Source organism: Kribbella sp. VKM Ac-2569, from assembly GCF_004216905.1.
Taxonomy (GTDB): Bacteria; Actinomycetota; Actinomycetes; order Propionibacteriales; family Kribbellaceae; genus Kribbella.
Genome location: NZ_SGXJ01000003.1, coordinates 23014 through 48359 on the forward strand (window position 1 = coordinate 23014; position 25346 = coordinate 48359).

At 68.8% G+C, this 25346-nt stretch carries 22 protein-coding genes; 10 read left to right on the top strand and 12 right to left on the bottom strand.

Features of this window, described 5'->3' with window-relative positions; all coding sequences use genetic code 11:
* Positions 1–10: 10 nt before the first annotated feature.
* Positions 11–2131, top strand: coding sequence for a transglycosylase domain-containing protein (locus EV649_RS20420; protein ID WP_130385154.1), 2121 nt, complete (start codon positions 11–13; stop codon positions 2129–2131).
* On the opposite strand, the gene EV649_RS20425 is transcribed toward EV649_RS20420, so the two are convergent.
* The 3 genes from EV649_RS20425 to EV649_RS20435 form a co-directional block, all read right to left on the bottom strand.
* Positions 2128–2463 carry a hypothetical protein gene (locus EV649_RS20425; protein WP_130385155.1) on the bottom strand — a complete coding sequence of 112 codons (336 nt, stop codon included), beginning with the start codon at positions 2461–2463 and terminating at the stop codon, positions 2128–2130. The genes EV649_RS20420 and EV649_RS20425 overlap by 4 nt on opposite strands.
* Positions 2464–2553: 90 nt before the next feature.
* Positions 2554–2778: a translation initiation factor IF-1 gene (gene infA / locus EV649_RS20430; protein ID WP_130385156.1), complete on the bottom strand. Its 225-nt coding sequence runs from the start codon at positions 2776–2778 to the stop codon at positions 2554–2556.
* 2 nt (positions 2779–2780) lie between these two features.
* On the bottom strand, positions 2781–3536 hold the full coding sequence (locus EV649_RS20435; RefSeq protein ID WP_130385157.1) for a GNAT family N-acetyltransferase: 756 nt from the start codon (positions 3534–3536) through the stop codon (positions 2781–2783).
* A 637-nt stretch (positions 3537–4173) separates the two neighbouring features.
* Between EV649_RS20435 and EV649_RS20440 the strand changes: the two genes are divergently transcribed.
* Positions 4174–4674 carry a hypothetical protein gene (locus EV649_RS20440; protein ID WP_130385158.1) on the top strand — a complete coding sequence of 167 codons (501 nt, stop codon included), beginning with the start codon at positions 4174–4176 and terminating at the stop codon, positions 4672–4674.
* 88 nt (positions 4675–4762) lie between these two features.
* Here the strand turns inward: EV649_RS20440 and EV649_RS20445 are convergent, their stop codons facing one another.
* Together EV649_RS20445 and EV649_RS20450 are read right to left on the bottom strand one after the other, a co-directional pair.
* On the bottom strand, positions 4763–5602 hold the full coding sequence (locus tag EV649_RS20445) for an alpha/beta hydrolase (protein ID WP_130385159.1): 840 nt from the start codon (positions 5600–5602) through the stop codon (positions 4763–4765).
* A gap of 118 nt (positions 5603–5720) precedes the next feature.
* On the bottom strand, positions 5721–7346 hold the full coding sequence (locus EV649_RS20450; protein ID WP_130385160.1) for a helix-turn-helix transcriptional regulator: 1626 nt from the start codon (positions 7344–7346) through the stop codon (positions 5721–5723).
* A 103-nt stretch (positions 7347–7449) separates the two neighbouring features.
* On the opposite strand from EV649_RS20450, the gene EV649_RS20455 reads away from it, so the two are divergent.
* The 3 genes from EV649_RS20455 to EV649_RS20465 are packed head-to-tail and all read left to right on the top strand — an operon-like array spanning position 7450 to position 12123.
* The gene (locus EV649_RS20455) at positions 7450–10881 is read left to right on the top strand and encodes an error-prone DNA polymerase (protein ID WP_130385161.1); all 3432 of its coding nucleotides are present in this window, start codon (positions 7450–7452) and stop codon (positions 10879–10881) included.
* Positions 10882–10916: 35 nt separating this feature from the next.
* Positions 10917–11492: a DinB family protein gene (locus tag EV649_RS20460; RefSeq protein ID WP_130385162.1), complete on the top strand. Its 576-nt coding sequence runs from the start codon at positions 10917–10919 to the stop codon at positions 11490–11492.
* Between the two features lie 52 nt (positions 11493–11544).
* The gene (locus tag EV649_RS20465; protein ID WP_130385163.1) at positions 11545–12123 is read left to right on the top strand and encodes a dihydrofolate reductase family protein; all 579 of its coding nucleotides are present in this window, start codon (positions 11545–11547) and stop codon (positions 12121–12123) included.
* On the opposite strand, the gene EV649_RS20470 is transcribed toward EV649_RS20465, so the two are convergent.
* The 3 genes from EV649_RS20470 to EV649_RS20480 are packed head-to-tail and all read right to left on the bottom strand — an operon-like array spanning position 12099 to position 17074.
* Positions 12099–13220 carry an FAD-dependent oxidoreductase gene (locus EV649_RS20470; RefSeq protein WP_130385164.1) on the bottom strand — a complete coding sequence of 374 codons (1122 nt, stop codon included), beginning with the start codon at positions 13218–13220 and terminating at the stop codon, positions 12099–12101. The genes EV649_RS20465 and EV649_RS20470 overlap by 25 nt on opposite strands.
* A 1-nt stretch (position 13221) precedes the next feature.
* On the bottom strand, positions 13222–16512 hold the full coding sequence (locus EV649_RS20475) for a LodA/GoxA family CTQ-dependent oxidase (protein ID WP_130385165.1): 3291 nt from the start codon (positions 16510–16512) through the stop codon (positions 13222–13224).
* 25 nt (positions 16513–16537) lie between these two features.
* Positions 16538–17074, bottom strand: coding sequence for a hypothetical protein (locus EV649_RS20480; RefSeq protein ID WP_130385166.1), 537 nt, complete (start codon positions 17072–17074; stop codon positions 16538–16540).
* 70 nt (positions 17075–17144) lie between these two features.
* On the opposite strand from EV649_RS20480, the gene EV649_RS20485 reads away from it, so the two are divergent.
* Positions 17145–17585, top strand: a complete 441-nt coding sequence (locus EV649_RS20485; protein WP_130385167.1) for an SRPBCC family protein — start codon at positions 17145–17147, stop codon at positions 17583–17585.
* 73 nt (positions 17586–17658) lie between these two features.
* On the opposite strand, the gene EV649_RS20490 is transcribed toward EV649_RS20485, so the two are convergent.
* The gene (locus EV649_RS20490; protein ID WP_198682604.1) at positions 17659–18141 is read right to left on the bottom strand and encodes a MarR family transcriptional regulator; all 483 of its coding nucleotides are present in this window, start codon (positions 18139–18141) and stop codon (positions 17659–17661) included.
* Positions 18142–18224: 83 nt separating this feature from the next.
* On the opposite strand from EV649_RS20490, the gene EV649_RS20495 reads away from it, so the two are divergent.
* The gene (locus EV649_RS20495; RefSeq protein WP_130385168.1) at positions 18225–18797 is read left to right on the top strand and encodes an NADPH-dependent F420 reductase; all 573 of its coding nucleotides are present in this window, start codon (positions 18225–18227) and stop codon (positions 18795–18797) included.
* On the opposite strand, the gene EV649_RS20500 is transcribed toward EV649_RS20495, so the two are convergent.
* Complete coding sequence (locus tag EV649_RS20500) at positions 18794–19426, bottom strand: LysE family translocator (RefSeq protein ID WP_130385169.1); 633 nt, start codon at positions 19424–19426, stop codon at positions 18794–18796. The two genes, EV649_RS20495 and EV649_RS20500, sit on opposite strands and share 4 nt — an antisense overlap.
* Before the next feature lie 82 nt (positions 19427–19508).
* On the opposite strand from EV649_RS20500, the gene EV649_RS20505 reads away from it, so the two are divergent.
* Together EV649_RS20505 and EV649_RS20510 are read left to right on the top strand one after the other, a co-directional pair.
* Complete coding sequence (locus EV649_RS20505; RefSeq protein ID WP_130385170.1) at positions 19509–20804, top strand: BNR-4 repeat-containing protein; 1296 nt, start codon at positions 19509–19511, stop codon at positions 20802–20804.
* A gap of 171 nt (positions 20805–20975) precedes the next feature.
* Positions 20976–22103, top strand: coding sequence for an MFS transporter (locus tag EV649_RS20510; protein ID WP_130385171.1), 1128 nt, complete (start codon positions 20976–20978; stop codon positions 22101–22103).
* Here the strand turns inward: EV649_RS20510 and EV649_RS20515 are convergent.
* A complete protein-coding gene (locus EV649_RS20515; protein WP_157996268.1) occupies positions 22069–22656 on the bottom strand; it encodes a TetR/AcrR family transcriptional regulator in 588 nt (195 codons plus the stop codon). The genes EV649_RS20510 and EV649_RS20515 overlap by 35 nt on opposite strands.
* 71 nt (positions 22657–22727) lie before the next feature.
* Between EV649_RS20515 and EV649_RS20520 the strand changes: the two genes are divergently transcribed.
* Complete coding sequence (locus EV649_RS20520; RefSeq protein WP_130385173.1) at positions 22728–23849, top strand: serine hydrolase domain-containing protein; 1122 nt, start codon at positions 22728–22730, stop codon at positions 23847–23849.
* On the opposite strand, the gene EV649_RS20525 is transcribed toward EV649_RS20520, so the two are convergent.
* Positions 23818–25260, bottom strand: a complete 1443-nt coding sequence (locus tag EV649_RS20525) for an alkaline phosphatase PhoX (protein WP_130385174.1) — start codon at positions 25258–25260, stop codon at positions 23818–23820. The two genes, EV649_RS20520 and EV649_RS20525, sit on opposite strands and share 32 nt — an antisense overlap.
* Positions 25261–25346 lie beyond the last annotated feature (86 nt).

Genomic DNA, 25346 nt, shown 5'->3' on the forward strand with positions numbered 1-25346 from the left:
CTCTGGATGAGTGCGTACCGACAGGGGCGGTCGCAGTTGGGCTCGGTCGTTGATCACGTTCATCGGCGTGAGCGCGCTTTCCGGTGCGCTGGCGGCGGGGCTCGCGGTCCCGTTCGCCGGCTTCGCCGGACGTGGCGCGGCTGAGGTCGCGGACTCCGTTCAGAGCCTGCCGCGGGAGCTCGACATCGATCCGGTGGCCGTCCGCAGCCGCATCCTGGCGGCGGACGGCACCCTGGTCGCGACGCTGTACGAGCAGAACCGCGTGCCGGTGCCGCTGACTGCGGTCAGCCCGATCATGCGCAAGGCGATCGTGGCGATCGAGGACTCCCGGTTCTACGACCACGGCGCGCTCGACCTGAAGGGCACGCTGCGCGCGATGGTGCGCAACCAGACCGAGGGCGAAGTGCAGCAGGGCGGATCCAGCATCACCCAGCAGTACGTGAAGATGAGCCTGGTCGAGAAGGCGCGCACCGCGGCCGAGCGGCAGCAGGCCACCGAGGTCTCGTACGAACGCAAGATCGCCGAGCTGCGGTACGCGATCGCGATCGAGAGCCAGCTGTCCAAGGACGAGATCCTCGGGCGGTACCTGAACCTGGCGAACTTCGGCGACGGCACGTACGGAATCCAGACCGCGGCCCAGCACTACTTCCGGACCACGGCCGACAAGCTGACGCTCCCGCAGGCCGCACTGCTGGCCGGGCTGGTGAAGAACCCGTCGGGCTACGACCCGACCAACGACCCGGTCCGCTCCAAGGCTCGTCGCGACGTGGTGATCAAGCGGATGCTCGAACTCGGCGTGATCACGGTGGGCCAGGCGAACCAGGCGCTCCGGACACCGGTGATCGACCTGGCGAAGGTCGAGCCGGTGCCGAACGGGTGTGCCAACTCGCGGTACCCGTTCTACTGCGACTACGTGGTCTCCAAGCTGCTCGCCAACCCGGCGCTCGGCGCGACCGTCAAGGACCGCGACCACTACCTGAAGACCGGCGGCCTGCTGATCCGGACCTCGATCGACCCGAAGATCCAGGCCGCGGCGCAGGTGTCGATCGACAAGCACACCAAGCGCAACGACTCCGCGATCGCCGCGATCAGCGTCGTCGAGCCCGGCACCGGCCTGGTGAAGGCGATGGTGCAGAGCCGCCCGTACGGCAACGGGCGCTTTCACACGAACTACAACTACAACGTCGAGAAGTCGTACGCCGGCGGGTACGGCGGGTTCCAGAACGGCTCGACGATGAAGGCGTTCACGATCGCGGCGGCGCTGTCCAGGGGCATCCCGATGGACTACCGGATCAACTCGCCGGACCAGATCGACCTGCGCAGCAAGAAGTTCCGGACCTGCAAGGGCTGGACGCGCGACCCGACGTACCAGCCGCAGAACTCGACGCGCAGCGGCAACCTGACGATGGTCGAGGCCGCGCGGTACTCGACGAACACCTACTTCCTGCAGCTGTCGCAGCGGACCGGGCTGTGCTCGATCGCGACGATCGCGGCCAAGCTCGGGATGTACAACGCGCAGACGCTGCAGCCGCTCGATCAGGTGATCTCGATGACGCTCGGGGTCGGGTACGTGACGCCGCTGATGCTGTCGAACGCCTACGCGACGTTCGCGGCGCGCGGGAAGTACTGCGAGACGCTGGTCGTCACGTCGGTGCGGGACAAGTCCGGGCGTCCGGTCCCCGGTCCCGGATTCAACTGCAAGCAGGTCCTCCCGCGGGCGGTCGCCGACGGCGTGAACCGGGTGCTGAGCGCGGTGATGATGCCGGGCGGGACCGGCGGCCGGCTGCGCTTCGGCACCCGCGACATGGCGGGCAAGACCGGAACGATCCAGCAGAACCTGGCCGTCTGGTACGCCGGTTACACCCCGAACCTGGCCGCCGCCGCGGTGGTCGCGGACGCGAACCTGCCGTACACGAACCTGATGTACCGGCACACGCTGAACGGCAAGGACATCGCCGACCCGACCGGCTCCGGCACCGCCGGCCCGCTCTGGCAGACCGCGATGCAGGGCGCCCTCCGCGGGCTCCCGGTCGAACGCTTCGTCGCGCCGCCGAAGAAGCTGATCGGCGACCCGAACCCGAAGCCGGCCGAGCCCGAGAAGAAACCGGCGCCCAAGCCGAAGCCGCGCTAAAGGGGCCTGAGGTCCGTTCCCGGAACCCAGGTGATCTGCCCGTCCTCGTCGCGGAACCGCCCCAGCCAGACCCCCTTGTCACGGATCCAGACGTCCAGCTTGCCGGTCGACCAGGTCGCCCGCTGCACCTGCTGGGCAGGATCGACGTGCCGTACGGCGTCCGCGGCCCGAGGACCGTGGGCGTCGTACTGCACGTCGAGATCGGCGGCGAGCTCGCGCGCCTGCCCCTCGTCGTCGATCCCTGTTGCACGCCACCCGTTGACCGCACCGTCCCAGACGCCGAACCTGTTGGATCCGTCGTCGGACGGCCGAACCGTGAACCGACCAAGCATGTTTTCAGATTACCGCTTCATCGAACATATGTTCTAGTCTTGATCCGGGCGGGAGGTGTGTGCGATAGGCGACAGCGTCGGTCAGCGCCGTCAGTTGCGGTAGCGGAAGATGATCCGGCCCCGGGTCAGGTCGTAGGGGCTGAGCTCCACGAGGACGCGGTCCTCGGGGAGGATCTTGATGTAGTTCTTCCGGATCTTTCCGCTGACGTGCGCGAGGACCTTGTGCCCGTTGGTGAGTTCGACCCGGAAGTTGGCGTTGCGGAGGCACTCGACGACGGTGCCCTCGACCTCGATACCGCCTGCTGCTCTGGACATCGTCAGACCGCCTGTCCCGGCCGGCGGACCAGTTCCAGACTGCAGCCCGTACGGCGTGCGCCGAGTCCCTCGAACAGCGCCAGTGCGGCCGTGTTGGTCTCGTCGACCTCCGCCGTGGCAGCTTCGAATCCCCAACTGTGCAAGCCGTCCAGCACGTGATCGAGCAATGCCCGGGCGATGCCGTGCCGTTGCTCGGCCGCAAGTACCGCGATCAGCCCGATGCGCGGGCGCCGGGTCATCGTGGCCACCCGGACCATCCCGACGTACCGACCGTCCCGCACCGCGACCGTGTAGTTCGACGGGTCGATCGGCCTCGTGCCGCCTTGCCAGGGCAGCACCTCCGCGGGCATCGTGTGCCAGCCGACGGTGGACTCGACCTCGTCGCGAATCGCCTGATCCAACTCACGTAGTGGAACCTCGTCGGCGGTCGTGATGGTCACCCCCGACGGCACAGTCGCGCGGGAGGGGCCGGTGGATACGACGAACTCCGATTCGCGGCGCGCTGTCGTGAATCCCGCGAGTACCCAATTGGTCAGGAGGTCGTGGTCGGTCTCGTCGACCACTGTGTACTGCGGCTGGTCAGCCACCATGGCGGCGGCGAGCCGGTTGAAGACCGTGTCGCGCCAGGTGTCGATGCTGAGGAAGGTCCGGCCGTCGAGGCGCCGCGTCGCGTGACCGCGGCCGACGACCAGGTCGTTCTCGATCGCGTGCCACTGGTTGTCGGCGACGCGAGAGATCGTGAAAGGCACAGTGTCCATAGGTGTTTCCTTTCGGGAGTGCTTCTCGAGGCGCTCCCGGCGACACCTACGTCAATCGCCCGCCCGTGACCACGGGAAGGGGAGCACCCACTGCGCTACTGCGTTCATCGGGGCATCACCTCCAGGCGTGTTGTCACGGACCACGGCACGGTACCAGTCGGCTCACCGCACCAGCCAGCCATTTACGGGGCAAGGTGCCGAGGGGGCACGCCATGGAGTCCTCCGTGCGCAGCGGGTATTTCTGTGAATTGATGATCTGGATTGTTGCGGCGAATAGTGCCGAAAGCCATTGAAACAACAAGTAGATCAACGCTCGGCGGCGATTTGATTTATCCTCCGTAACGTCTTGTGCGAGTCGATTCCCGCGCGTAGATTCACAAACGATCCGTTGGCTACGGCGGGGTGCTGCTTCGTTTGTGCACAGCCGGCCGCGAAGGGTCTGGGGAAAGACGTTCTGGGGGCGCCAAGACGCTCACGTCGAGTACTGCTGCATTGCTGTGCCGTCGGGCCGCTTCGCATGCTCGCCTGACGGTCTTGGAGACCGGATGACCACGTTCATCGGGCATTCAGCGCGCGGGCCGCCGCGGTCGGTCGCGTTCACTTATCAGCAGATCATTTCGATCGGGGCGGATTTCTCATGAAACGATTGTTTGCGTTACTTTCTGCATCACTTCTTGCGCTCTTCGCATTCGCAACGACCGCGCAGGCGGTCAGCCCGCACTTCGTCAGTGCCAGCGCCCAGCTGAGCGGCACCAACCTGGTGGTCAACTTCAAGGAAGCCGGGCTCGGCACCAACCAGCAGATCACCTATGTCGCCGGCGCGGACTCGACCGTGACCTACGTCTGCGTGAACCGCGGCGGGTCCAACCCGAGCGCCTCGAACAAGACCACGATCAGTGGCCCGGTGAGTGCGACCGGATTGTTCAGTTCCGGCAAGAACGGCCAGGTGACTGCGTCGCTCACGCTCAACCCACCAGGATCCGGCGGCTTCTCGTGCCCATCTGGGCAAAGCCTTCAGATCGCACAGGTCAGCTACGCCAACGTGACCATCAGTGACACAACGAACGGCGTCACCGAGCCGATCGCAGGCACCTTCGACACCGGATGCCTACTGCCGAACGTCCGTGGCGCCTGCTAGACCCCGAAACCAGTTCCCAGGAGGATCGGTCCGCTCCGGCCGGTCCTCCGTCGGCGAACCCGCTCACCGCACCTGCCAGCCATTTACTTCAGACTGGTTGCCGGGCCGATTCGAAGAAGGCGATCAGTTCGTCGGCGAGAGGGCTCGGGGCGACCAGCGGGGCGAAGTGGCCGACGCCCGGCAGTTCACGGATGTGTACGTCGGTGACGTACCGGGCGATGTACCGTGCCGCGTCGGTGAACCAACTGTCGAGCAGAGTCTGTCCGCCCCGTAGAAGCAGGACCGGTACGCCGATCGTCCTGAGCGCCGCGGGGTCAGTGGAGCGCGGGCCCTCGTAGGCCGCGTCACCCTGGATGAACCGGAGCATCGCCGGGACGCAGTCGGCCCATCGTTCGGAGAAGTCCATCTTCTCCAAGGCGGCGGTCTCGTCGTCGGTGCAGATCCACGGGGCGAACGCGCGCACCGCATCGACAAGCCGCCCTTCGGCGGTCGCCGTACCCACCTTCGCCAGGGCAGCGAACGTCCGGGCGCGGTCATCTTCTCGCATCACCGACATCACGCCAGGCTCGTAGGCGGCGACGGCAGCCACGGATCCGCTGCGCGCGGCCGTCCCGAGCACCCATGCTCCGCTGCCCGACCAGCCGACCAGGCAGACCGGCTCTCCGATGCTCTCCACGAACGCGGTGATGTCTTCCTCCAGGCACACGGGCGAGTGGTCCGGGTTGTCACCCGACAGCCCGCGGCCGCGGGTGCTGGGCACGTAGCAGGTGAATCGGTCGGTGAGGTGGGGGAGGAGCGCCTCCCAGGCGAGGTCGCCGTCACCGATCCCGCCGTGGACCAGCACCAGCGCCGGCCCCTGGCCCAGTACTCGCCCGGCGATGTCGGTGCCGTCCGCGGAGACGGCTCGGTGGATCTGCTCGTCAGTCATGATGGTCCCCTCCTGAACAGGTGCGTGTACCGAGACGGTAGGTCGCGCGCGGCTGCCCCGGCATCGGTGCGATTGACCAACTGCCGGCGGCCGGTCTACGCGGTTGTGCGTAGCCGCGTCACCGGCCGGCTGTCAGCCCGTGGTCGATGGCGTAGCGCGCGGCCTGCGTCCGCGAGGCGACACCGATCTTGTGGAAGGCGTTCGTCAGATGCCGCGCGACCGTGCGGTCGCTGATGTGCAGCGCCTGGCCGATCTCCCGGTTGGAGCGGCCGTCTGCCACGAGTGACAGCACCTCGCACTCGCGTCCGGTCAACCCGTCGGGCGAGCCGGGCGCCTGCCGGTAGGCTCCCAGCCGCTCGAACGTCGTCTCGGCCCGCGCGACCTCCGCGGCGGCGGACGTCTCGTCGCCGAGGGCACGATAGGCGACAGCGAGCCGGACACAGATCGCGGCCGCGTCGTACGCCGCGCCGAGCTCGTGCCAGCGCCGGCACGCGTCGCGAAGTACCGGAAGAGCCTCCTCGGCGCGATCCTGGGCCAGCAGCACCGCGCCGCGTGCCGTGGCCGCCATCGCCTCCAGCCCCGACGTGGCGTACCTCGATGCCGTCGCTGCGAGCTCCGAGGCTGCGTCCGACGCATCGTCCAGCCGGCCCGCGGCGATCGCGATCTCGACTGCGGCAGACCAGAGCGGGGACCGGCGCAACGGGTCGGCGCCGGCTGCGGCCACAGCCGAGCGAACCGCCGTAGCGGCGGCCACAGGCTGGTTCTTCCGGAGCTGCAACAGCGCACGTCCCGGCTGCGGGTCCCGCCCGCGGGCATGTGCCTCGTCGTACGCATCGGCGGCGCTCGGGTCGCCACGCAGCCGGCGTACCTCGGCTACCACGTACCAGGCCTCCGCTGCGTAGTCGATCCGGTTGACGTCCAGGTCCACCGCGACCCGCAGCGCGGTTCGCTCGGCCTCGTCCCACTCGCCGCGGAGCAACTGAAGTTGGGCCCGGTGCACCGCGCACAAGCCTCCGAACGCGACGGCGGCGGGGAAGCCGGCCAGCCACTGCTCGGTCAGGCCGATCCAGCGGCTCATCCGGCGGATGTCGGCGACCTCGTGACAGGTCGCGATGGTGTGGCAGTAGAGGGTGCCCGATGCGAACGGGTCGAGCCTGCCGTCCAGGACGGTGACCATCGCCTCGTCGAGCAACTTCAGCCCGTCGGCCACCTGGCCGGACCTGATCAGGGCGCGGCCTTCGCCGTTCAGGCCCAGAGCCACCAGGTCGGGCTGGCCGAGCCAGTGGCCGAGATCCTGTGTCCGCCGAGCCGCATCCGCCGCCGCTCCGGGCCGGCCGGCCTGCAGGTTCGCCTCCACCTCCGTCAGGTGCAGCAGGTATCCGTGCACCTTGCACTCGGGTACTCCCTGCAGCAGACGTCCGGCGCGGCCGATCCAGCCCATGCCCTGTGGCTCGTCGCCGCGTCCCAGGTGCAAGATGCCCAGCACCATGGCGGTCCATGCTGCCTCGATCGGCCGGGAGCCGGCCAGGAAGGCGTCGCACGCAGCGGCGTTCAACCGCAGGGTGTCCTCGATCCGGCCGAGCCACCACGCGGCGTCGGCGTACGCGGCGAGATCGTCCGCGGTGAGATCGTCCGCGGTGAGCCGCTCGGTCCCGACCACGTCGAAGAGCGCCGCGGCGGTGGCCCAGTCCGTTGCCGTGTAGGCCTGCCGCGCCAGGGTGAGGTTGTCCGTGTGCTCGTCCACCCGCCGCGTCCCCTCGACTTACCAGCAGGCTACCTCCCGGGATTCGGGGCTCCGGTCGAACCTATGTTCTAATATGTTCCTAGGTGATGTTCGGGAGTGGCGCATGGGCTACCAAAATCCGCCGATCAAGTGGTCGGAGCTGGAGCGCAAGCTGTCCGATCGCTCCCGCCCGGGCAGCCACGGCGGCCGACCGGTGACGGGCGACGGCGGAGACAGCCCGGCGTGGTCGCAGCATCGCGGGCCGTATGTGCCTTCGAAGGTTCTGGCCGCCCGGCCCGAGCATTCGGTGCCGTACGCCGAGCTCCACGTCCACTCGAACTTCTCCTTCCTGGACGGCGCCTCGCAGCCGGAGGACCTGGTCGAGGCCGCCGTCCGGCAGGGGCTGCACGCGCTGGCGCTGACCGATCACGACGGGTTCTACGGCGCGGCCCGGTTCGCCGAGGCCGCGGCGGCGTACTCGCTGCCGACCGTGTTCGGGGCGGAGCTGTCCCTGGGGCTGACCGGCCCGCAGAACGGGGTGGCCGACCCTGAAGGCAGTCACCTGTTGGTGCTGGCCGAGGGGCAGGAGGGGTACCACAAGCTGGCCGGTGAGATCACCGAGGCGCAGTTGAAAGGCGGAGAGAAGGGGAAGCCGGTCTACTCGCTGGAACGGCTGGCTGACAAGGGGCGTGACGCCTGGGTGATCCTGACCGGGTGCCGTAAGGGACTGGTCCGGCAGGCGCTGGAGCTCGGCGGGCGTGCCGACGGTCCGGCGGCGGCCGGTCGCGAGCTGGACCGGCTGACCGCGCTGTTCGGCAAGGACCGGGTGGTCGTCGAGCTGATCGACCACCACGTCCCCGCCGACACCACCCGGAACCGGGTCCTGGCCGGCCTGGCCGCCGACCGCGGCCTCCCGGTAGTTGCCACGAACAACGTTCATTACGCGACCCCGGCCCAGCACAAGCTGGCTGCCGCGCTGGCCGCCGTACGGGCGCGTCGCGACCTGGACACGATGGACGGCTGGCTGCCGTCGAGCGGGATGGCGTTCGTGCGCTCCGGCGCGGAGATGACCGCCCGCTTCCAGCGGTACGACGGGGCGGTGGCGCGCTCGGTGACGCTGGCGGACCAGCTCTCGTTCGACCTCGCCCGGGCGAAGCCGAAGCTGCCGCTGCGCGACGTACCCGACGGTCACACCCCGATGTCGTGGTTGCGGCACCTGACCTTCGAGGGCGCCGCGAAGCGGTACGGAACCCGCAAACAACGCCCGGATGCGTACGAGCGATTGAAGCGCGAGTTGGCGGTGATCGAGGAGAAGGAGTTCCCGGGGTACTTCCTGATCGTGGAGGACATCGTCCGGTTCGCACACGACAACGGGATCCTCTGTCAGGGCAGGGGATCGGCGGCGAACTCCGCGGTCTGCTACGCGCTCGGGATCACCGCGGTGGACAGCATCCTCTACAACCTGCCGTTCGAGCGGTTCCTGGCCACCACGCGCGCGGAGGAGCCGGACATCGACGTCGACTTCGACTCCGGACGCCGCGAGGAGGTGATCCAGCACGTCTACGAGAAGTACGGCCGGCACAACGCGGCCCAGGTGGCGAACGTGATCTCCTACCGCCCGAAGTCCGCCGTACGGGACATGGCCAAGGCACTCGGGTACTCCGTCGGTCAGCAGGACGCGTGGTCGAAACAGGTGGACGGCTGGAGCCCGGAGATCACGTCGACCGAGCACGACATCCCGCCGCAGGTGGTGGGGATGGCGACCGAGCTGCTGAAGTTCCCGCGGCACCTGGGGATCCACTCCGGCGGGATGGTGCTGACCGAGCGTCCGGTCGGCGAGGTGGTGCCGATCGAGCACGCCCGGATGGAGAACCGCACGGTCCTGCAATGGGACAAGGACGACTGCGCGTGGATGGGGCTGGTGAAGTTCGACCTGCTCGGGCTCGGCATGCTGGCCGCGCTGCAGTACTGCCTGGACATGGTCCGCGAGCAGCTCGGGGAGTCGTGGGAGCTGCACACGATCCCGCGGGAGGAGGCCGGGGTCTACGACCAGCTCTGCCACGCGGACTCGGTGGGCGTGTTCCAGGTGGAGTCCCGTGCGCAGATGGCGACCCTGCCGCGGCTGAAACCGCGGCGGTTCTACGACCTGGTCACCGAGATCGCGCTGATCCGGCCCGGCCCGATCCAGGGCGGCGCCGTGCATCCGTACATCCGCCGCCGGACCGGGGAGGAGCCGATCACCTACCTGCACCCGAAGCTGGAGCCGGTGCTGGAGCGGACCATGGGCGTGCCGCTGTTCCAGGAGCAGCTGATGCAGATGGCGATGGCGGTCGGCGAGATCGACGGCGACGAGGCAGACCTGCTGCGCCGCGCGATGGGCTCCAAACGCGGCATCGAGAAGATCTCGTCCCTGAAGGACAAGCTGTACGCCGGGATGGCGGGCAACGGGATCACCGGGGAGCTGGCCGACGAGATCTACGCCAAGATCGAGGCGTTCGCGAACTTCGGGTTCGCCGAGTCGCACTCGATCAGCTTCGCGCTGCTCGTCTACTCCAGCACGTGGCTGCGGCTGCACTACCCGGCCGCGTTCCTGGCCGCACTGCTCCGGGCGCAGCCGATGGGGTTCTACTCACCGCAGTCCCTGGTCGCCGACGCCCGCCGGCACGGCGTCGAGGTACGGCGTCCGCACCTGCATCTCTCGGGGATCGACGCGGGGCTCGAGTTGCTGGTCGACGGGCAGGAGCGGACCGGGCCGACCGGGTTGGACGAGTGCTTGGCGGACCCGCAGCCGTTGGTGGGCCCGTTCGATCCGAAGGCGCCGTTCGACACCACAGTGCATCGCCGGGACGGTGTGTTCGCGGTCCGGCTCGGGCTGGCCGAAGTACGCACGGTCGGGGAGAAGGGCGCGAAGCTGATCGTCGAGGAGCGGGAGCGGGGCGGGCCGTTCACCGAGATGGCCGACCTGGTCCGGCGTACCGGGATCACCGCGGCACAGGTCGAGGCGCTGGCGACCGCGGGGGCGTTCGACTGCTTCGGGCTCGACCGGCGGCAGGCGTTGTGGGAGGCGGGCCGGGCCGCCGAGGAGCGTCCGGGGCAGCTGGCCGGGATCACCGCGGCCGGTCCGCCGCCGACGTTGCCCGGGATGAGCGACATCGAGGCCGATATGGCGGACCTGTGGTCCACCTCGATCACCACCGAGAGCCATCCGATGCAACGGGTCCGCGACCGGCTCCGCGCCGACGGCATCCTGTCGGCGGCTGAGTTGAAAGCGGTCCCGAACGGCGCCCGCGTCCGGGTCGCCGGCGTGGTCACCCACCGCCAACGCCCCGCGACTGCCTCTGGCGTTACGTTCATGAACCTCGAGGACGAGACCGGCATGGCGAACATCGTCATCACCGTCGGCTGCTGGCACCGCCACGCCGCCGTGGCCCGCAACGCCGCCGCCATGATCATCCGTGGCCGCGTAGAACGCGCCGGCGAAGTAACCAACCTCTCCGCCGACCACCTCCAACGCCTCCCGCTAGCCGCCCGCACCAAATCCCGCGACTTCCGCTGACCAATCCAGAGCCCCCTGGCGGCTACGGTCTGGGGATGGATGTCGACTGGGGTGCCGAGGTTGTTGATCAGATCGAGGCGCACTGGCAGGAGCGGCTCAGGCCTCGGCTGGAGGGGCTGACCGACGAGGAGTATTTCTGGGAGCCGGTGGCCGACTGCTGGACGGTGAGTCGGCGCGGGCACAGTTCGGCGCCGATCTCCTTCGGGGCGGGCGAGTTCACGATGGACTACGCCGAGCCGCCGTACGAGCGGGAGCCGGTGACGACGATCGCCTGGCGGATCGCGCACTTGATCGGTGGGCTGGCGTCGACGAACGCGAAGCAGTTCGGGCGTACGGCGGTCACCGAGCAGACGTTCTGTTACGCGGGGACTGCTGAGGAGGCGTTGCGGCAGCTTGATGCGGAGTACCGGATGTGGATCGACGGCGTACGCCGGATGGGTACTGCGGGACTCGCGGAGCCGCAGGGGGAGCCGCCCGCGTTCGCGCACGCACCAATGGCGAAGAAGATGCTGTACGAGAACGTCGAGCTGATCCACCACGGCGCGGAGATCTGCCTGCTCCGGGATCTGTATCTGCGCATCGGTGTCGGATCGGGCGTGGGGAGTTCGTAGCAGGGGTGAGCGGCTGCTGACGAGAGTGGCCGTCCTATCCGAGGAGAGCGTGATGACTGCTAGCTATACGTTCGACGTCTTTTCCAGTCTCGATGGGTTCGGGGCGCACACCGGTGACTGGGGTGGGTATTGGGGGAAGCAGGGGCCGGAGTTCCTCGAGCGGCGGCTGGGTTTGTACGCCGAGGAGATGCGGATGGTGTTCGGGGCCACCACGTACCGGGCGCATGCGGAGATGCTGGCGGCGAGTGCCGACGGGGACGAGGTTCGTGATGCGTGGGTCACCCGGATGCGGGAGCTGCCCGCGACGGTGGTGTCGAGCACGTTGCGGGAGCCGCTCGACTGGCCGGACGCGACGGTGGCGAGCGGAGATGCCGTCGAGATCGTTGCACGGCTGAAGGAAGAGTCCAACGTGCCGTTGCGGTCGCACGGCAGCTTGTCGCTGAACCGGGCGCTGCTGGCCGCCGGCCTGGTCGATCGCGTTCAGGTGACGGTGTTCCCGGTGATCACCGGACAGACCGGGGCGGATCCGGTCTTCGGCGGCGCGGCCGACTTCGACCTCGAACTGCTCGAGGCCCGCACCCTCGACGGCAACACCCAGGAGCTCATCTACCGTCCCACGCTGCATGCCTGAGCGTCGTGCTGGAGTTTTCGGCGGGTCCAGAAGGGGGTTGGGTGGGGGAGGGCTACGTCGTAGTAGTCCGCTCGGGTGGACAGGTAGGTGGTGCACTCGGTGTTTCGGGTGGACTCGTAGGACGTGAGGGGAGTGGCGTCGGCGGGGTGGGTCAGTAGGTGGGCGACTGTTGTTGCTGCGGCTTCGGCGGTGCGGAGAGCTCGGGGTACGCCGCTGCCGGAGATCGGGTCGACGGCGAGCGCGGCGTCACCGACTGCGAGCCAGGGGCGTGTGTCGCCCTGCCGGACCAGCCGATGGCTGGCAGCCGAGTACACCCGCGGAGTGGTCGGCAGTCGTGCGCCGTCGACGCGGAGTGCGGTTGCGGTGGTGGATTGGAGGTGGCTGCGCCAGGGCGCTGAAGCGGTGAGGTTGTCGCGGCGGCAGATGTCGGCGTCGGTCATGAACATGCCGACCATCACGTTCCCGGGAAGCGGTGCCGTGTACCACCAGCCGTCGGCGACCGACTCGATCAGCAGGTACTGCTCGGCGGTGACGTCCACGCCGCTCCATTGAGCGGTGATCCCGACCAGGCGGTCGAAGGCGATCCGCCGGGCGCCGAGCGACCGCCCGACGGTGGCCGAGCGGCCGGTCGCGTCGATGAGCACCCGACCCGTGATCCGGCGGCCGTTGGAGCAGGTGAGTTGCCACGTGCCGTCGTACCGGGAGTCGATGAGGGACGTGCCGAGGGACACCGATGCGCCGGCCTCGGCTGCCGCGTCGAAGAGCATCCGGTCGAACAACCGGCGATCAACGTGCCAGCCGCTGTCATAACCACTCTCGAGATGCGAATGCGCGGCCGGTTCCGTGCTGCTCCAGATGCTCCGGGTACCCCACGACGGCAAGGGGCCCAAGGCAACGAACCGCTCCCACACTCCGAGGTCGCGCAACAACGGTTGGATGCTCGGAGCAAGCGTTTCGCCGACGCGCGGCCGGTCGAAGCGGCTCCGCTCCAGCAACGCGACACTGTGTCCGGCCCGCGCCAGTCGCAGGGCGGTCGCTGCGCCGGCGGGGCCTCCGCCGGCGACAACGACGTCGTACGTCGTGACCGTGTTGGTCATGTCAGCAGCCGCAACCGCGCAGGCACTTGCGAAGTGCGTCGAGGTCGAACCCGAGCCGCCGCAGCCGCTCGATCAGCTTCTCGTCGATGACCCCGTCCTTGAACAGGCAGGACAACCATTCGCAGAACGAATCACTGACCGGAGGAACCGATGGGGTGTCGCCGCCACGCCACACGGCCGCGGTGAGCGTACGTTCCCGCGTGAACGGCCGACCCACGCGAGTACGGCCGCGAGCGCGCACGCGGATCCGGTAGACACCGGGCAGCGTCGTACCGAAGCTTGCCGCGAACTCACCAGCCGCGACCTGATCCAGGACAAGCGTTGCCAGCGACCCGTCCGGGCGCGTGACGTCGGCCCAAACGGACGGATCGCCGTCGACCGGTACGCCGGACTGCGTGAGCGTCGCGTTGATCGTCACCTGGGCGCCGGGTTCGAAGGATCGCTGGTCGGCCGAGGAACGCAGCGACACGTTCGAGTAGGAGTGCACCACCAGGCTGTACGGAAGACCACGCCGCCCCGGCTGCTCGCCGCCCGCCGGCTCGTTCGCCACTTCGAAGGCCCGCTCGAACTCGAACGGGCGCCGAGCGGGTGGAGCCGATCGCACCGGCTGGTTGGCACGGCCGCGGAGGATCGACAGGTCGACGCCATCGGAGTCATCAGGGGTCCTCCCGGTATGCGGTCGCCCGATCGTCAGTAGTGCGTGCCAGGTCCCGGCCTGGTCGAAACGGCCCGGCCGGAGCTGGACGGGCAGGGTGATCCGGTAGTACGCGACGCCGTCGCCGGTCACGTACCGCATCGCCGGCTCCGCCTGCGCGCGCCACGGTTCGATCAGCAGCCCGTTCGGCGTCTGGAGCCGGAAGTCGACGGCCTCCGGACGCGGCGTCAGCAGAACGACGTCCACGCCCGAGTCCCCGTCGGAGAGCTGGAACGGAATGCGGTGCACCGCGCCGACACTCAACTCACCGTCCGGGTCGAGCACCACCTCGGCGTTGCTGATCCCCGCCAGCACCTGCAGGAAGTACTTCTGCAACAGGAACCTGTTGTCGGTGGTGATCGCGCCGGTCACCAGCAGGTACCCGCCGTTGTTGCCGGAGATCGTCTGCAACGCGGGCACGCTGATGTTCTGCGGCTGTCCGAGCCCGACGGCGTACGTGCGCTCGTTGATCTGCGCGGCGACGTCGGAGATCGCGCGGGGGCTGTTCTCGATCCCGTCGGTGAGGACGACCAGCGATTTCACGTCGTACGGCGGTGCCGCGTCGAGCAGCGCGCGGCCCTCGAAGATGCCGTCGCCGATGGAGGTCGCGCCCTGCGGATCGAGGCCGGTGCCGTTGATCGTGTCGTGGGTCGCGTTGCGGTTCACATCGGACAGCCCGCCCGCGCCGAGCTCGAGGACGGACTGCAACGGCTGCGCGTCCTCGTTGTAGCGGACGATCCCGACACCGTCGCCTTCGAGCATCAGGTCGACGAAGATGTTCGCGGCCTGCTGCAGCGCCACATGTTTGCTCTGACCGTCGCCGCGGTCCTCACTCATGCTGCCCGAGCGGTCGAGCACGAGTGCAGTGGCTGCCGTTTTACGCGCAACTGTGTTGCCGGTGACTGTCACATCCCAGGTCTGACCGGACGCGGCCTCGCGGACCGTGAGCACTTGCGGCGGAATGGACGACGGCGCCACGCCGGTCCGGTACACGACCCACAGCCGAGCGGTCGCTACGCCGTTGGGCGCGGTCGGGCCAACCGTGACCGAGGTCGTGGCGGCGACCAACTGAGGATGCGCCGGCGCACCACCAGGCGCGTAGTCGAGCGTGACGGCGGATCCGGGCGAGAGCACCTCGAAGCTGATCGCCAGCGCGGCCTCGCGCACCATGCCCATCGGCCCCTGCGGTACGTCGATGAAACGCAACTCCGGCGTAAGCAGCGTGATCGACGACTCGTCGCAGTGCTCGACCTCGACGTGCTCGGCCCCTTGCTCGACGACGAACCCGAGCGTGTGCCACAGCGTCACCATGTCGTCCATGCTCGCGACGTCGCGATCCCAGCGGGCCTGGCTGCCGGTGTCCTGCGCGATCACGTCGTTCGGCCGCGGGACCGGCCACCAGTTGTCACCGCACGCCTTGAAGTCCGCGTGCCACGGCAACGCCATCGCCTGGCTGATCGTGCCGGCGGTGGACGTGATCCGGAACGCCCCGGCGTACGACGTCTCGATGATCGGCCGGTCGCCCGCGGACAGCCCGCCGGCCTCGATACCGGGGAAGAACGCGCCGCCGACACAGGCCTCGAGGGCGGCGCGATCCATGCCGTCCGGGGTCAGGTCGGTCTGCGGTGCCGGTACGCCGGTCCAGTCCGCGGTGTAGTTGCCCGCCTGCCAGCGCTGCATGTGCGCGTACTGGGTCGGCGTCAGCGCGGAGTCACCGCCGTTGAGCCGGGGCATGTCGCCGGGCGGTCGCAGCCGCGCGAAGATCGCGTCGACGAGTGGCTGCGACGTCACCGGATCCGGCCAGCTGTGTGCGCCGAAGATCCCTTCCACCCACCGCATGTCGCGGGCGCGCTGCAGGATCGGGTAGACGTCGTTCGTGTACGACGTCGTGGTCGGCGCCGGCACGAGTCCGAGGTCGATCATGTGCTGCAGGACCCGGTCGTAGAGCGTAGTCACACTGTCCTGGTGCGGCGCGAACTTCGGTGGCGCGACGATCGCCCAGGCGCCCTCGACCGGTGGCGTCGAGTTGTCCGAGCGCAAGGTGATCGTCGCGGTCACCGGTCCGTCCGACACGTCGTCGTACCAGCCGGCGTTTCCCCAGAAGCTGCCGATCACGTTGCCGGCCGGTGACGCGGCGGCGCCGTGCCCGCCGAGGACGAGCAGGTGGTTGTCGTCGTCGCTGCGGATCTCGCCGAGCGGCACGGTCACCGACGGTTCGCCGGAGAAGTCGATCGTGCCGGTGTCGAAGAGCTCTCGCTGATCGGGTCCGGTCAGGGTCCGCGCGCCCGGGTCGATCGTGAGCTGACCGATCGGCTCGCTGTTGCCGCGGTTCGGGTGCGCGGCCTTGGCGTTCACCAGGTGAACGGTCCACGAGATCTCGGCGGAGGCGTCGTCGAGTTCCTCGACGCTGCCGTCGTCGTGGTGCGCGAAGATCCGGAAACGTGCCGCCTGCCGTTTGACGCGGCACTGGGCGTCCTTGAATCCGCCCGGTGGTTCCGGTCGCTCGCCGAGGTGCTCAGGTCCGACGAAGAACTCGTCCGGACTGTTGCCGACCCGGGCGATGCCGATCGCCGGATGGATCTTGTACGTCGTGGCCATTCTTTTCTCCCCCTGAGTCAGTGCGCTAGCTGGTTCTTGTACGTGCGCCGCGGTCGAGCATGCTGCGGAGGCGGCGCAGGACCTGGTCGGTGAACAGGCCGGCCAGGCAGCCGGTCAGCACGAGTACGGCGACCGCGGCGCTGGACGTGCTGTCGTCGCCGATGCTGAGCAGACCGGTGTTGACGGCGATCACCCCGACCGAACCGAGCAGGGCGGACCACAGCGGCCGCATCACGTACCACGCGACCGGATGATCCGGCGCGGCGTTGCGAGCGAACGCCATGCTCTGCTGGATCACGCTGCCGACCGCTCCGGCGGCAGCGCCGACGATCAGCAGACTCATGTTCAGCGTGATCGCGAGGTGCGCGACAGACTGGCTGGCGACCCGGTGCGGTCCGACGGTTTCCTGAGCCGCGACGAGCCGCTCCGCGAGACCGTACGCCGCAACGAGACACGGCAGGGCAACGACGGCTTCGGTGATGTTGATAGCGACGATCACGCGCCGCGTAGACCGCCGTACGGTCCTGGTCCGCTTCCGCTGTGGCCCGAGTGTGTTGCTCATGACAGTTCCTCCCCTACACGGACGGAGTCGTCCGCGGCGGGCGGCGATACATTCGAATCCAGGAGGAGCCATGACAGTCGACGTACTGACCGAGATCGTGATCGACCGTCCGGTGGAGGCGGTGGCGGAGTACGTCGGCGATCCGTCGAACGCGCCGCAGTGGTACGCGAACATCGAGTCGGTGGTCTGGCAGACGGACCCACCCGTCGAGGTGGGGTCGCGGATGGACTTCGTCGCGCACTTCCTGGGGCGGCGGCTGGCCTACACGTACGAGGTGGTGGAGCTGGTCCCGGGCCGGCGGCTGGTGATGCGGACGGCGCAGGGGCCGTTCCCGATGGAGACCAGCTACGAGTGGTCGCCGGTGGGGGAGGCAGCGACCCGGATGACGTTGCGGAACCGCGGTGAGCCGAGCGGGTTCGCAGGGGTCGCGGGGCCGTTGATGGCGGCGGCGATGCGGCGGGCGAACGGCAAGGACCTTACGCGGTTGAAGGAGCTTCTCGAGGCACGGTGAGACGGCCGGCGGCGGTCGCGGCGTCCCGGACTCGCGACCGACCGCACCGTCGCGTCGAAGGTGCTGCTGGGCCTCAGCGGCGATACACAGCGCTGAGGTTGCCCTCGGGATCGACCGATTCGAGGATCGCGCCGGTGATCTCGGCGAGCTGGGTGATCTGCTCGGGCGTGAGTACGTCGATCACGTGCTGGCGGACCGTCTCGACATGACCGGGCGCGGTCGCGCGGATCTTCTTCCAGCCGGCCGCGGTCAGCCGCGCGTTGGTGGCGCGGGCGTCCTCCGGGCAGGGAAACCGCTCGACGATCCCGCGGTCCTCGAGGCGCTTCACCACGTGTGACAGCCGGGGGAGCGTGGCGTTGGTCCGCTGCGCCAGCGCGGTCATCCGCAGCGTCCGCTTCGGCGCCTCGGACAGCATCGCCATCACGTAGTACTCGTAGTGCGTCAGCTCGGCGTCCCGTCGCAGCTGCGAGTCGAGGACACCGGGCAGCAGCTCGAGTACGGCGGCCAGCCGCACCCAGGCCGTCATCTCCGCGTCGTCCAGCCACCGTGTGCTCACGAAAACATTCTGCCACACATGGTTGTAGCTACAACCATCTCACGCTATCGTGATGGTTGAAGGTACAACCAAAAGGAGCGAGTATGACGCACGTCAGCATCATCGGCAGCGGGAACATGGGACAGGCGATCGCGGCCGTCGTCGCCAAGGGCGGCAACACCGTCGAGCTGTTCAACTCCACCGACAAGGACAAGCCGGTCACCGGCGACGTCGTGATCCTCGCGACGCCGCACCCGGCGTACGACCAGGTGCTCGCCGATCGCGCCGACCAGTTGGCCGGCAAGATCGTCGTCGACATCAGCAATCCGCTGAACTTCGAGACCTTCGACTCGCTGGTGGTTCCCGCGGACGGCTCCGCGGCCGCCGAACTCGCCACGCGGCTCCCGGACTCCAAGGTGCTGAAGGCCTTCAACACAAACTTCGCCGCGACCATCGCGACCGGGAAGGTCGGCGAGGCGCCGACGACCGTTCTGATCGCGGGTGACGACGCGGACGCCAAGGCACAGCTGGCCGGGATCGTCTCCGCCGGCGGCCTGAAGGCCGTCGACGCCGGTGCCCTGAAGCGCGCGCGTGAGCTCGAAGCCGCCGGCTTCCTCCAGCTCACCCTCGCCGTCGGTGAGAAGGCCTCCTGGACCGGCGGTTTTAACCTCGTCTAGCGCAGGAGGGCGAGGCGGACGCCGAGTCCGATGAAGATGCCGCCGGTGGCGGTGTCGATCCGGCGCCGGGCGGTACGGCGGGTGCGCAGCCAGTTCCCGATCCGCCCGGCCAGCAGGCCGACCGTCCCGTCGACCAGGAACTCCAGCACGATCAGGATCGCCCCGAGCACCGCGAACTGCAGCCATACCTGGCCGTGGGACGGCACCACGAACTGCGGCAGGAAGGCGATCGTGAACGTGACCATCTTCGGGTTCAGCAGGTTGGTGGTCAGCCCGGTCAGGTACGCCTTCCGTCCGGACATCGCGGCGTCGCCGGCCGGCCCGTCGTCGACGGCGTCGTTGCGGTGCCGGATCATCTGCACGCCGAGATAGACCAGGTACGCCGCACCGACGATCCGGACCGCGGTGAACGCGACCGGCACCGCCGCGAACAACGCGGCCAACCCGGCCGCGGCCACCGCGACGTGCACAGCCTCACTCGTCGCCACCCCAGCCGTCGCCAGCAGACCGGCCCGCGGCCCGCTGCGCATCCCGCAGCCGAGGATGAACAGCATGTCCGGTCCGGGCGTGATCATCGCGATCGTCGTGGTCAGCAGAAACGCGAGCAGAAGATGCTGGTCGATCGGCATACTCCGATCGTCGCACGCAGAGGTGACCACATGGTGGCAAGCGCTTACCGATGAGACGTCGGGTCTGCCAGACTGAGTGGCCATGGATGCGGCTCGGGTGATCAACGACAACGGTGCTTGGTGCTGGTTCCAGGATGAGCGGGCGGTGGTGGATCCGGATGGCGGAGTGCTCGTCGTCGGATCGATCGCCGCGCCGGAGGGGCCTGGGGGAGACGCGCGGGCCGGCAATGTCGAGCTGACCGTGGTGGAGTTGCGCACCGGCTCGGTCGAGGTCGTCGTACTGCATGAGCGGTTCGAGGCCGACGACCATGATGTGCCGGCGTTGTGGCGCCGCAGGGACGGGCGCTGGCTGGCCGTGTACACGAAGCACAAGACCGACGACCTGACGCGGTGGCGGGTGAGCGAGCCGGGCGATCCGCGGAAGTGGGGGCCGGAGCAGACGTTCGACTGGAGCGAGTTCACCGGCGGCCGCGGCGTCACGTACTCGAACCTGCACGAACTCGACGGCCGGTTGTACTGCTTCGCGAGAGCGGTCAACGACGACCCGTGCGCACTGGTGTCCGACGACGACGGCGACACCTGGACGTACGCCGGGAAACTCTTCACCCGCCCGAAGATCGGCTACGTCAACGGCTACACCCGCTACGTGTCCACGCCGACGCGAGTGGATCTCATCACGACGGATCACCATCCGCGCGACTACAACAACTCGATCTACCACGGGTACCTGGAGGCAGGTGCGCTGCACCGGACCGACGGGACCGTGGTGGACGAGATCGCGCTGGACGCCGACGCGCCGTCGCAGGTGGAACTGACCACGGTCCTCGCCGCGGACTCGGTCTGGGACGGCGAGCCGATGACGCACTGCTGGACCGTCGACATCCGCCGCGCCGACGACGGCACCCTCGCGGCCATTCTGCTGGCCCGCCACGACGCCCCGGAAACGCCAGAGAGCTCTTTCGCGCGTGAGCACCCGGTGCCGGATCACCGCTTCTTCTATGCGCGGCTCGCTCCGGGCGGGACCTGGCAGGTACAGCAACTGGCCAAGGCTGGGCACGGTCTGCTGCTGCACGAGAACGACTACACCGGCCTGGTCGCGATCGACCCGTACGACCTCGACTCGCTCTACGTCTCGACCCCGATCGATCCCCGCGATGGTGCCGCACTGAAGCACCACGAGATCTTTCACGCCCGTACGGCGGACGGTGGGACGACGTGGGCGTGGACACCGGTCACCGAGAACTCGACCGCCGACAACCTCCGCCCGATCGTCGCGCCGGGTGATGCCAGTCGCGTGCCGCTCCTGTGGTTCCGCGGGGAGATGACCGCATCGCAGCACTACAACTGCGAGGTCGTCCTCCTCGACCAACCCAGGTAACGCGACCTTGGGCTCCGGCCAACCACGCAGCGGCGACCTTGGGCGCCGGTCAACCAAATGACGGCGATGAAAATGGTTGGTGGGTGCTCAAGGTCGGGTTCGAGGCGGCCGGGCGCGCGCGTGAGGGAGTCTCGGTTGGGTAGATGGTAACGAACGGTATTATGTCGTTCCATGGGTGTTCCGGTGCGGCGGTTGTGGGTGGCGGTGCTGTGTGGGTATCTGGCGTTCGGGGCGGCCTTGCAGGCGTTGCCGTCGTACGTGCCGGAGAAGTTCGGCGGCGGAGCGCTGGCGAGCGGGACCGCGGTCGGGATCGCGTTCCTCGCGACCGCGTGTGGCCGGCCGTTCGCGGGGTGGCTGGCTGACGCGGGCTGGTCGCGGCCGGTGGTCGTCGCCGGGGGAGTGCTGGCGGCTCTTGGGGGCCTCGGGCAACTGTTGGCGCCGAACTTGGGTGTGTTGCTGCTTGCTCGTCTGGTGATGGGTGCGGGTGAGGCGGCGCTCTTCTCGGCCGCATTGCCCTGGGTTCTGGCGGGTACGCGGATGGCGCAGCGTGGTCGGCTTGCGGGCTGGTTCGGCCTGTCGATGTGGGGCGGTCTTGCTGCCGGCCCACTACTCGGAACTCTTGTTGGAGATCGGGTTTGGTGGGCGGTTGTTGCGCTGTCCGCCGCATCGGCCGTCCTGGTGCTGACGACGCGGCGTGATCCGGCTCGGGGTGAGCCGTTGGCACGGATCCGGGGGATCCGGGATCTGGTGCCGCGCGGCGTCCCGTTGCCAGGGGCAATTATTGGGCTGGCGGCCTACTGCTACGGCACGGTGGCGGCGCTCCTCGTGCTGCGGTTGCGGGCCGACGGGATCGGTGTCGACGACGTCGCGCTGGCGGTGTTTGCGGCGGCCTTCCTGGTGGTGCGGTTCGCCGGGAGTCCGCTGGTCGATCGGTACGGCGGGCGCGTGGTCGCGGCCTCGACCGTCGCCGTGGAGATCGTCGCGCTGATCGGGATCGCGCAGGCGAATGGGCCGGTCGGCGCAACGATCTTCACCGCGCTGGCCGGGTTCGGGTTGGCGTTGGTCTACCCGGCCTGCGTCTCGATGACGCTGGACCGGGTGCGGGGTTTGCGGCCCGGAGTGTCGATGGGTGTGATGACGTCGTTCTGGGATCTCGGCGTGATGACCGCGGGTCCGCTCGGTGGATTCGTCGCCGAGCAGGCTGGGTTCCGTACGGCGTTCCTGGTGGCCGCGGGCGCGGGACTCTCCTGCGTCGTCGTACTGCTCAGAATGCCGCGTCGAGCAGCGTCTCCACGATGACCCGCGCCTCCGCGCCCAGCCCGGGATCCTGGTCCACCGCGCTGATCAGCGTCGCACCCTCCAGTACGACGACCAATTGCCGCGCCGATGCCTTCGGATCACGCGCTCCGGCCTCGCTCAGCAGGCGCTCGAAAAGCGAGCGGTAGAAGGCGAGATGATCCTGCGCGAGCCGCTGCGGCGCACCCTCCTGCCCGCGATCCTCGGTGGCTGCGTTCATCATCGCGCAGCCGCGGAACCCGGCTTCGGCGTACCAGCTCGCGACCAGGTCGAAGACCACGAGAATGCGCTCTCTCGCGTTCCCGCCGGCTCGCTCGACGGCCTCGTTGTGCCACGCGCGGACCCGCTGCGTGCGGTCGGTGAGCACCGCCTCGACCAGCCCCTCCTTGGAGCCGAAGTTCTTGTAGATGGTGAGTTTGGACGCGCCCGCCGCCTCGACGACCTCGTTGATCCCGGCCGCATGGATCCCGCGCCGGCCGAACACGTCCGCCGCCGCCTTCAGGATCCGGGCCTTCGTCGCCTCGGGATCCAGCCGTTCCCCAGCCTTGACCGGCATCGGGCCACCACCTCCACGCTCCACCATACCGAGCTGGACCTAGTTAAGAACGATCGGTACCATCAACTCTCATGTGGACAGCAGCGGGATACGAGGACGTCGCCGGCGCGTTCGAGCGGAACTTCACCGAGCGCGGCGAACTGGGCGCGGCGTTCGCGGCGTACCACCGGGGCGAGCTGGTGGTCGACCTGTGGGGCGGTACGGCGGACCCGGACACCGGCCGACCATGGGATCGCGACACCGTGCATCTGATGTTCTCCGGAACCAAGGGACTCACCAGCGCGTGCATCCTGCTGCTGGCGCAGCGCGGTCAACTCCAGCTGGACGATCCGGTCAGCCGCTACTGGCCCGAGTTCAGTGCCGAGGGCAAGGAACGTACGACGATCGCGCAGGTGCTGTCCCACCAGGCCCGGCTGGCGTGGGTCGAGGCCGGGTACGCCGACCTGTTCGACCACGACGCGATGGCGGCGCACCTGGCTGCGCAGGCGCCGGCGTCCGATCCGCGCGCCGGGTTCATGTATCACGCGGTGACCTGGGGCTGGCTGCTGGACGAGCTGGTACGGCGAGTGGACGGACGAACCGTGGGCCAGTTCTTCGCCGACGAGTTCGCTGCACCGCTGGGCCTCGAGGTGTGGATCGGCCTGCCGGAGGAACTGCACTGGCGGGCGGCGACGATGGTCGCGCCGGACGGCGTCCTCGTCGACGGGCCGTGGAGCGAGCTGAACCGGCCGAATCCGCTGTGGATCCCGGGCTCGGAGAAGATCTGGAACAGCGTCGAGTACCGCACCGCCGGACTAGCAGCGGTCGGCGGCTACGCGACGGGTCGCGGGATGGCGCGTTTCTACGCGTCGATGCTCGGCGAGGTGGACGGCGTCCGCGTCCTGACGCCGGCGACCGTCGAGCTCGGACGCCGCGAGCTCCGGCGTGGCGCCGAGCCGAACTGGGGAACCCCGATGGCGTACGGCGCAGGCTACGAACTGCAGACCGGCGACGGGCGGATGGGCGACCAGCCCGACGCCTTCGGCCACGCCGGAGCGGGCGGCTCGCGACACGGCGCCTGGCCGGGTCGCGAGACCGCCTTCTCCTACCTGATGAACGAGGTATGCGTCGGTCCGGACGACCGATCGCTCACCTTGCTTGCGGCGTTGTCGGGATCTGCACTCAGCCGAGGTAGTCGCGCCACGGACCGGTGATGGCCAGCGTGATACCCGGCGTCTGGATGTTGACGAAGAGCACCTTGCCGTCCGCGGAGAACGTCGGGCCGGTGAACTCGGAGTCGTTCAGCATGTTCCGGGCGATGGCGTACGCCGGACCGCCCGGCGTCGCGCTCAGCACGTGGCTGCTGGCGTTGCCGTCCTCGGCGAGCACCAGCGAGCCCCACGGCGTCACGGTGACGTTGTCCGGGCTGTCGAAGTTGTAGTCGTCGTACTTCGCGTCGGCGCCCTTGTCCGCGGCGGCGTTGTCCGGGAAGTACGTGACCAGCTGGATGGTCTTGGCGTCGTAGTTGTAGAACCAGACCATGCCGTCGTGCGGGACCGCGTCGGCGGGCAGGTCGGCGGTGCCGGACTCGGCGTACGAGTTCACGACGTACACGCCCTGCTTGGTGCCGTAGACGCCCTCGAACTTCTTGCCGCGGGTGATCTGGCCGTCGGTGAACTGCTTGCGCACCGACGTCGTTGCGCCGTCGCGGTCCGGTACCGGGACCCACGCGACCCGGAACGGGCGAAGCAGCTGGGCCGACGTCAGGTAGGCGACGTCCGGGATCGGCTTGCCGTCGTCACCGAGGATGGCCAGCGCCTCGAGGGTGCCGAAGTCCTTGTTCTGCAGGTCCTGCCAGCTGTCCGGGCCGACCTTGTAGCCGCGCGGCGCCGACCAGCGGTAGAACGTGCCGTTCGGGCCGGAGGCGTCCTCGGACAGGTAGATGTGGGTCCGGTCCTCGTCGATCGCGAGCGCCTCGTGGGCGTACCGCCCAAGCGCCTTCAGCGGCACCGGGTGCGCGGTCTTACCGTCGCCCCAGACCTCGAAGACGTACCCGTGGTCCTTCAGCCGGGTGGTGCCGTTGGCCTTGTTCTCGGTCTCCTCGCAGGTCATCCAGGTGCCCCACGGCGTCGGGCCGCCGGCGCAGTTCGTCAGGGTGCCGGAGATGCCGACCCACTCGCCGAGGTTGGCGCCGTCCTTGTCGACGTCGATGACGGTGCAGCCGCCGGCCGCTCCGACGCCGGTGTCGTACACCGTGCCTTCGATCTGCGGTACGCCGAGCTCGCCGGCGCTGCTGATCTCGTGGTTCTGGATCAGCCGGTAGTGGTTCCCGGTGTTGAACACGGCGGTTCCGTCGTGGGCGTTCGGCGTCGCCTGGCCACTCTTCAGCTTGGTCTCACCGGCCTTGGTGACGACCTTGTACTTGAAGCCGGCGGGCAGCGCCAGGAGGCCCTTCGGGTCGTCGAGCAGCGGCGGGAAGGGCTTGTGCTGCGGGAACGGCGAACGGTCGCCGTGCGAGGCCGGCGCGGCCTCGGCGAGCGTCGGCACGGCGCCGACGGTGGTGAAGCCGACCCCGGCGGCGCCGACGGCGGCACCTCGGAGGACGGAACGACGATCGACAGACATGGCTGACTCCTTGGACGGGACGTTGCCGCGATCCTTCACGGTGACGGCCGACGGACGGCAAACAGAATCTGAACAACTGGTCATGG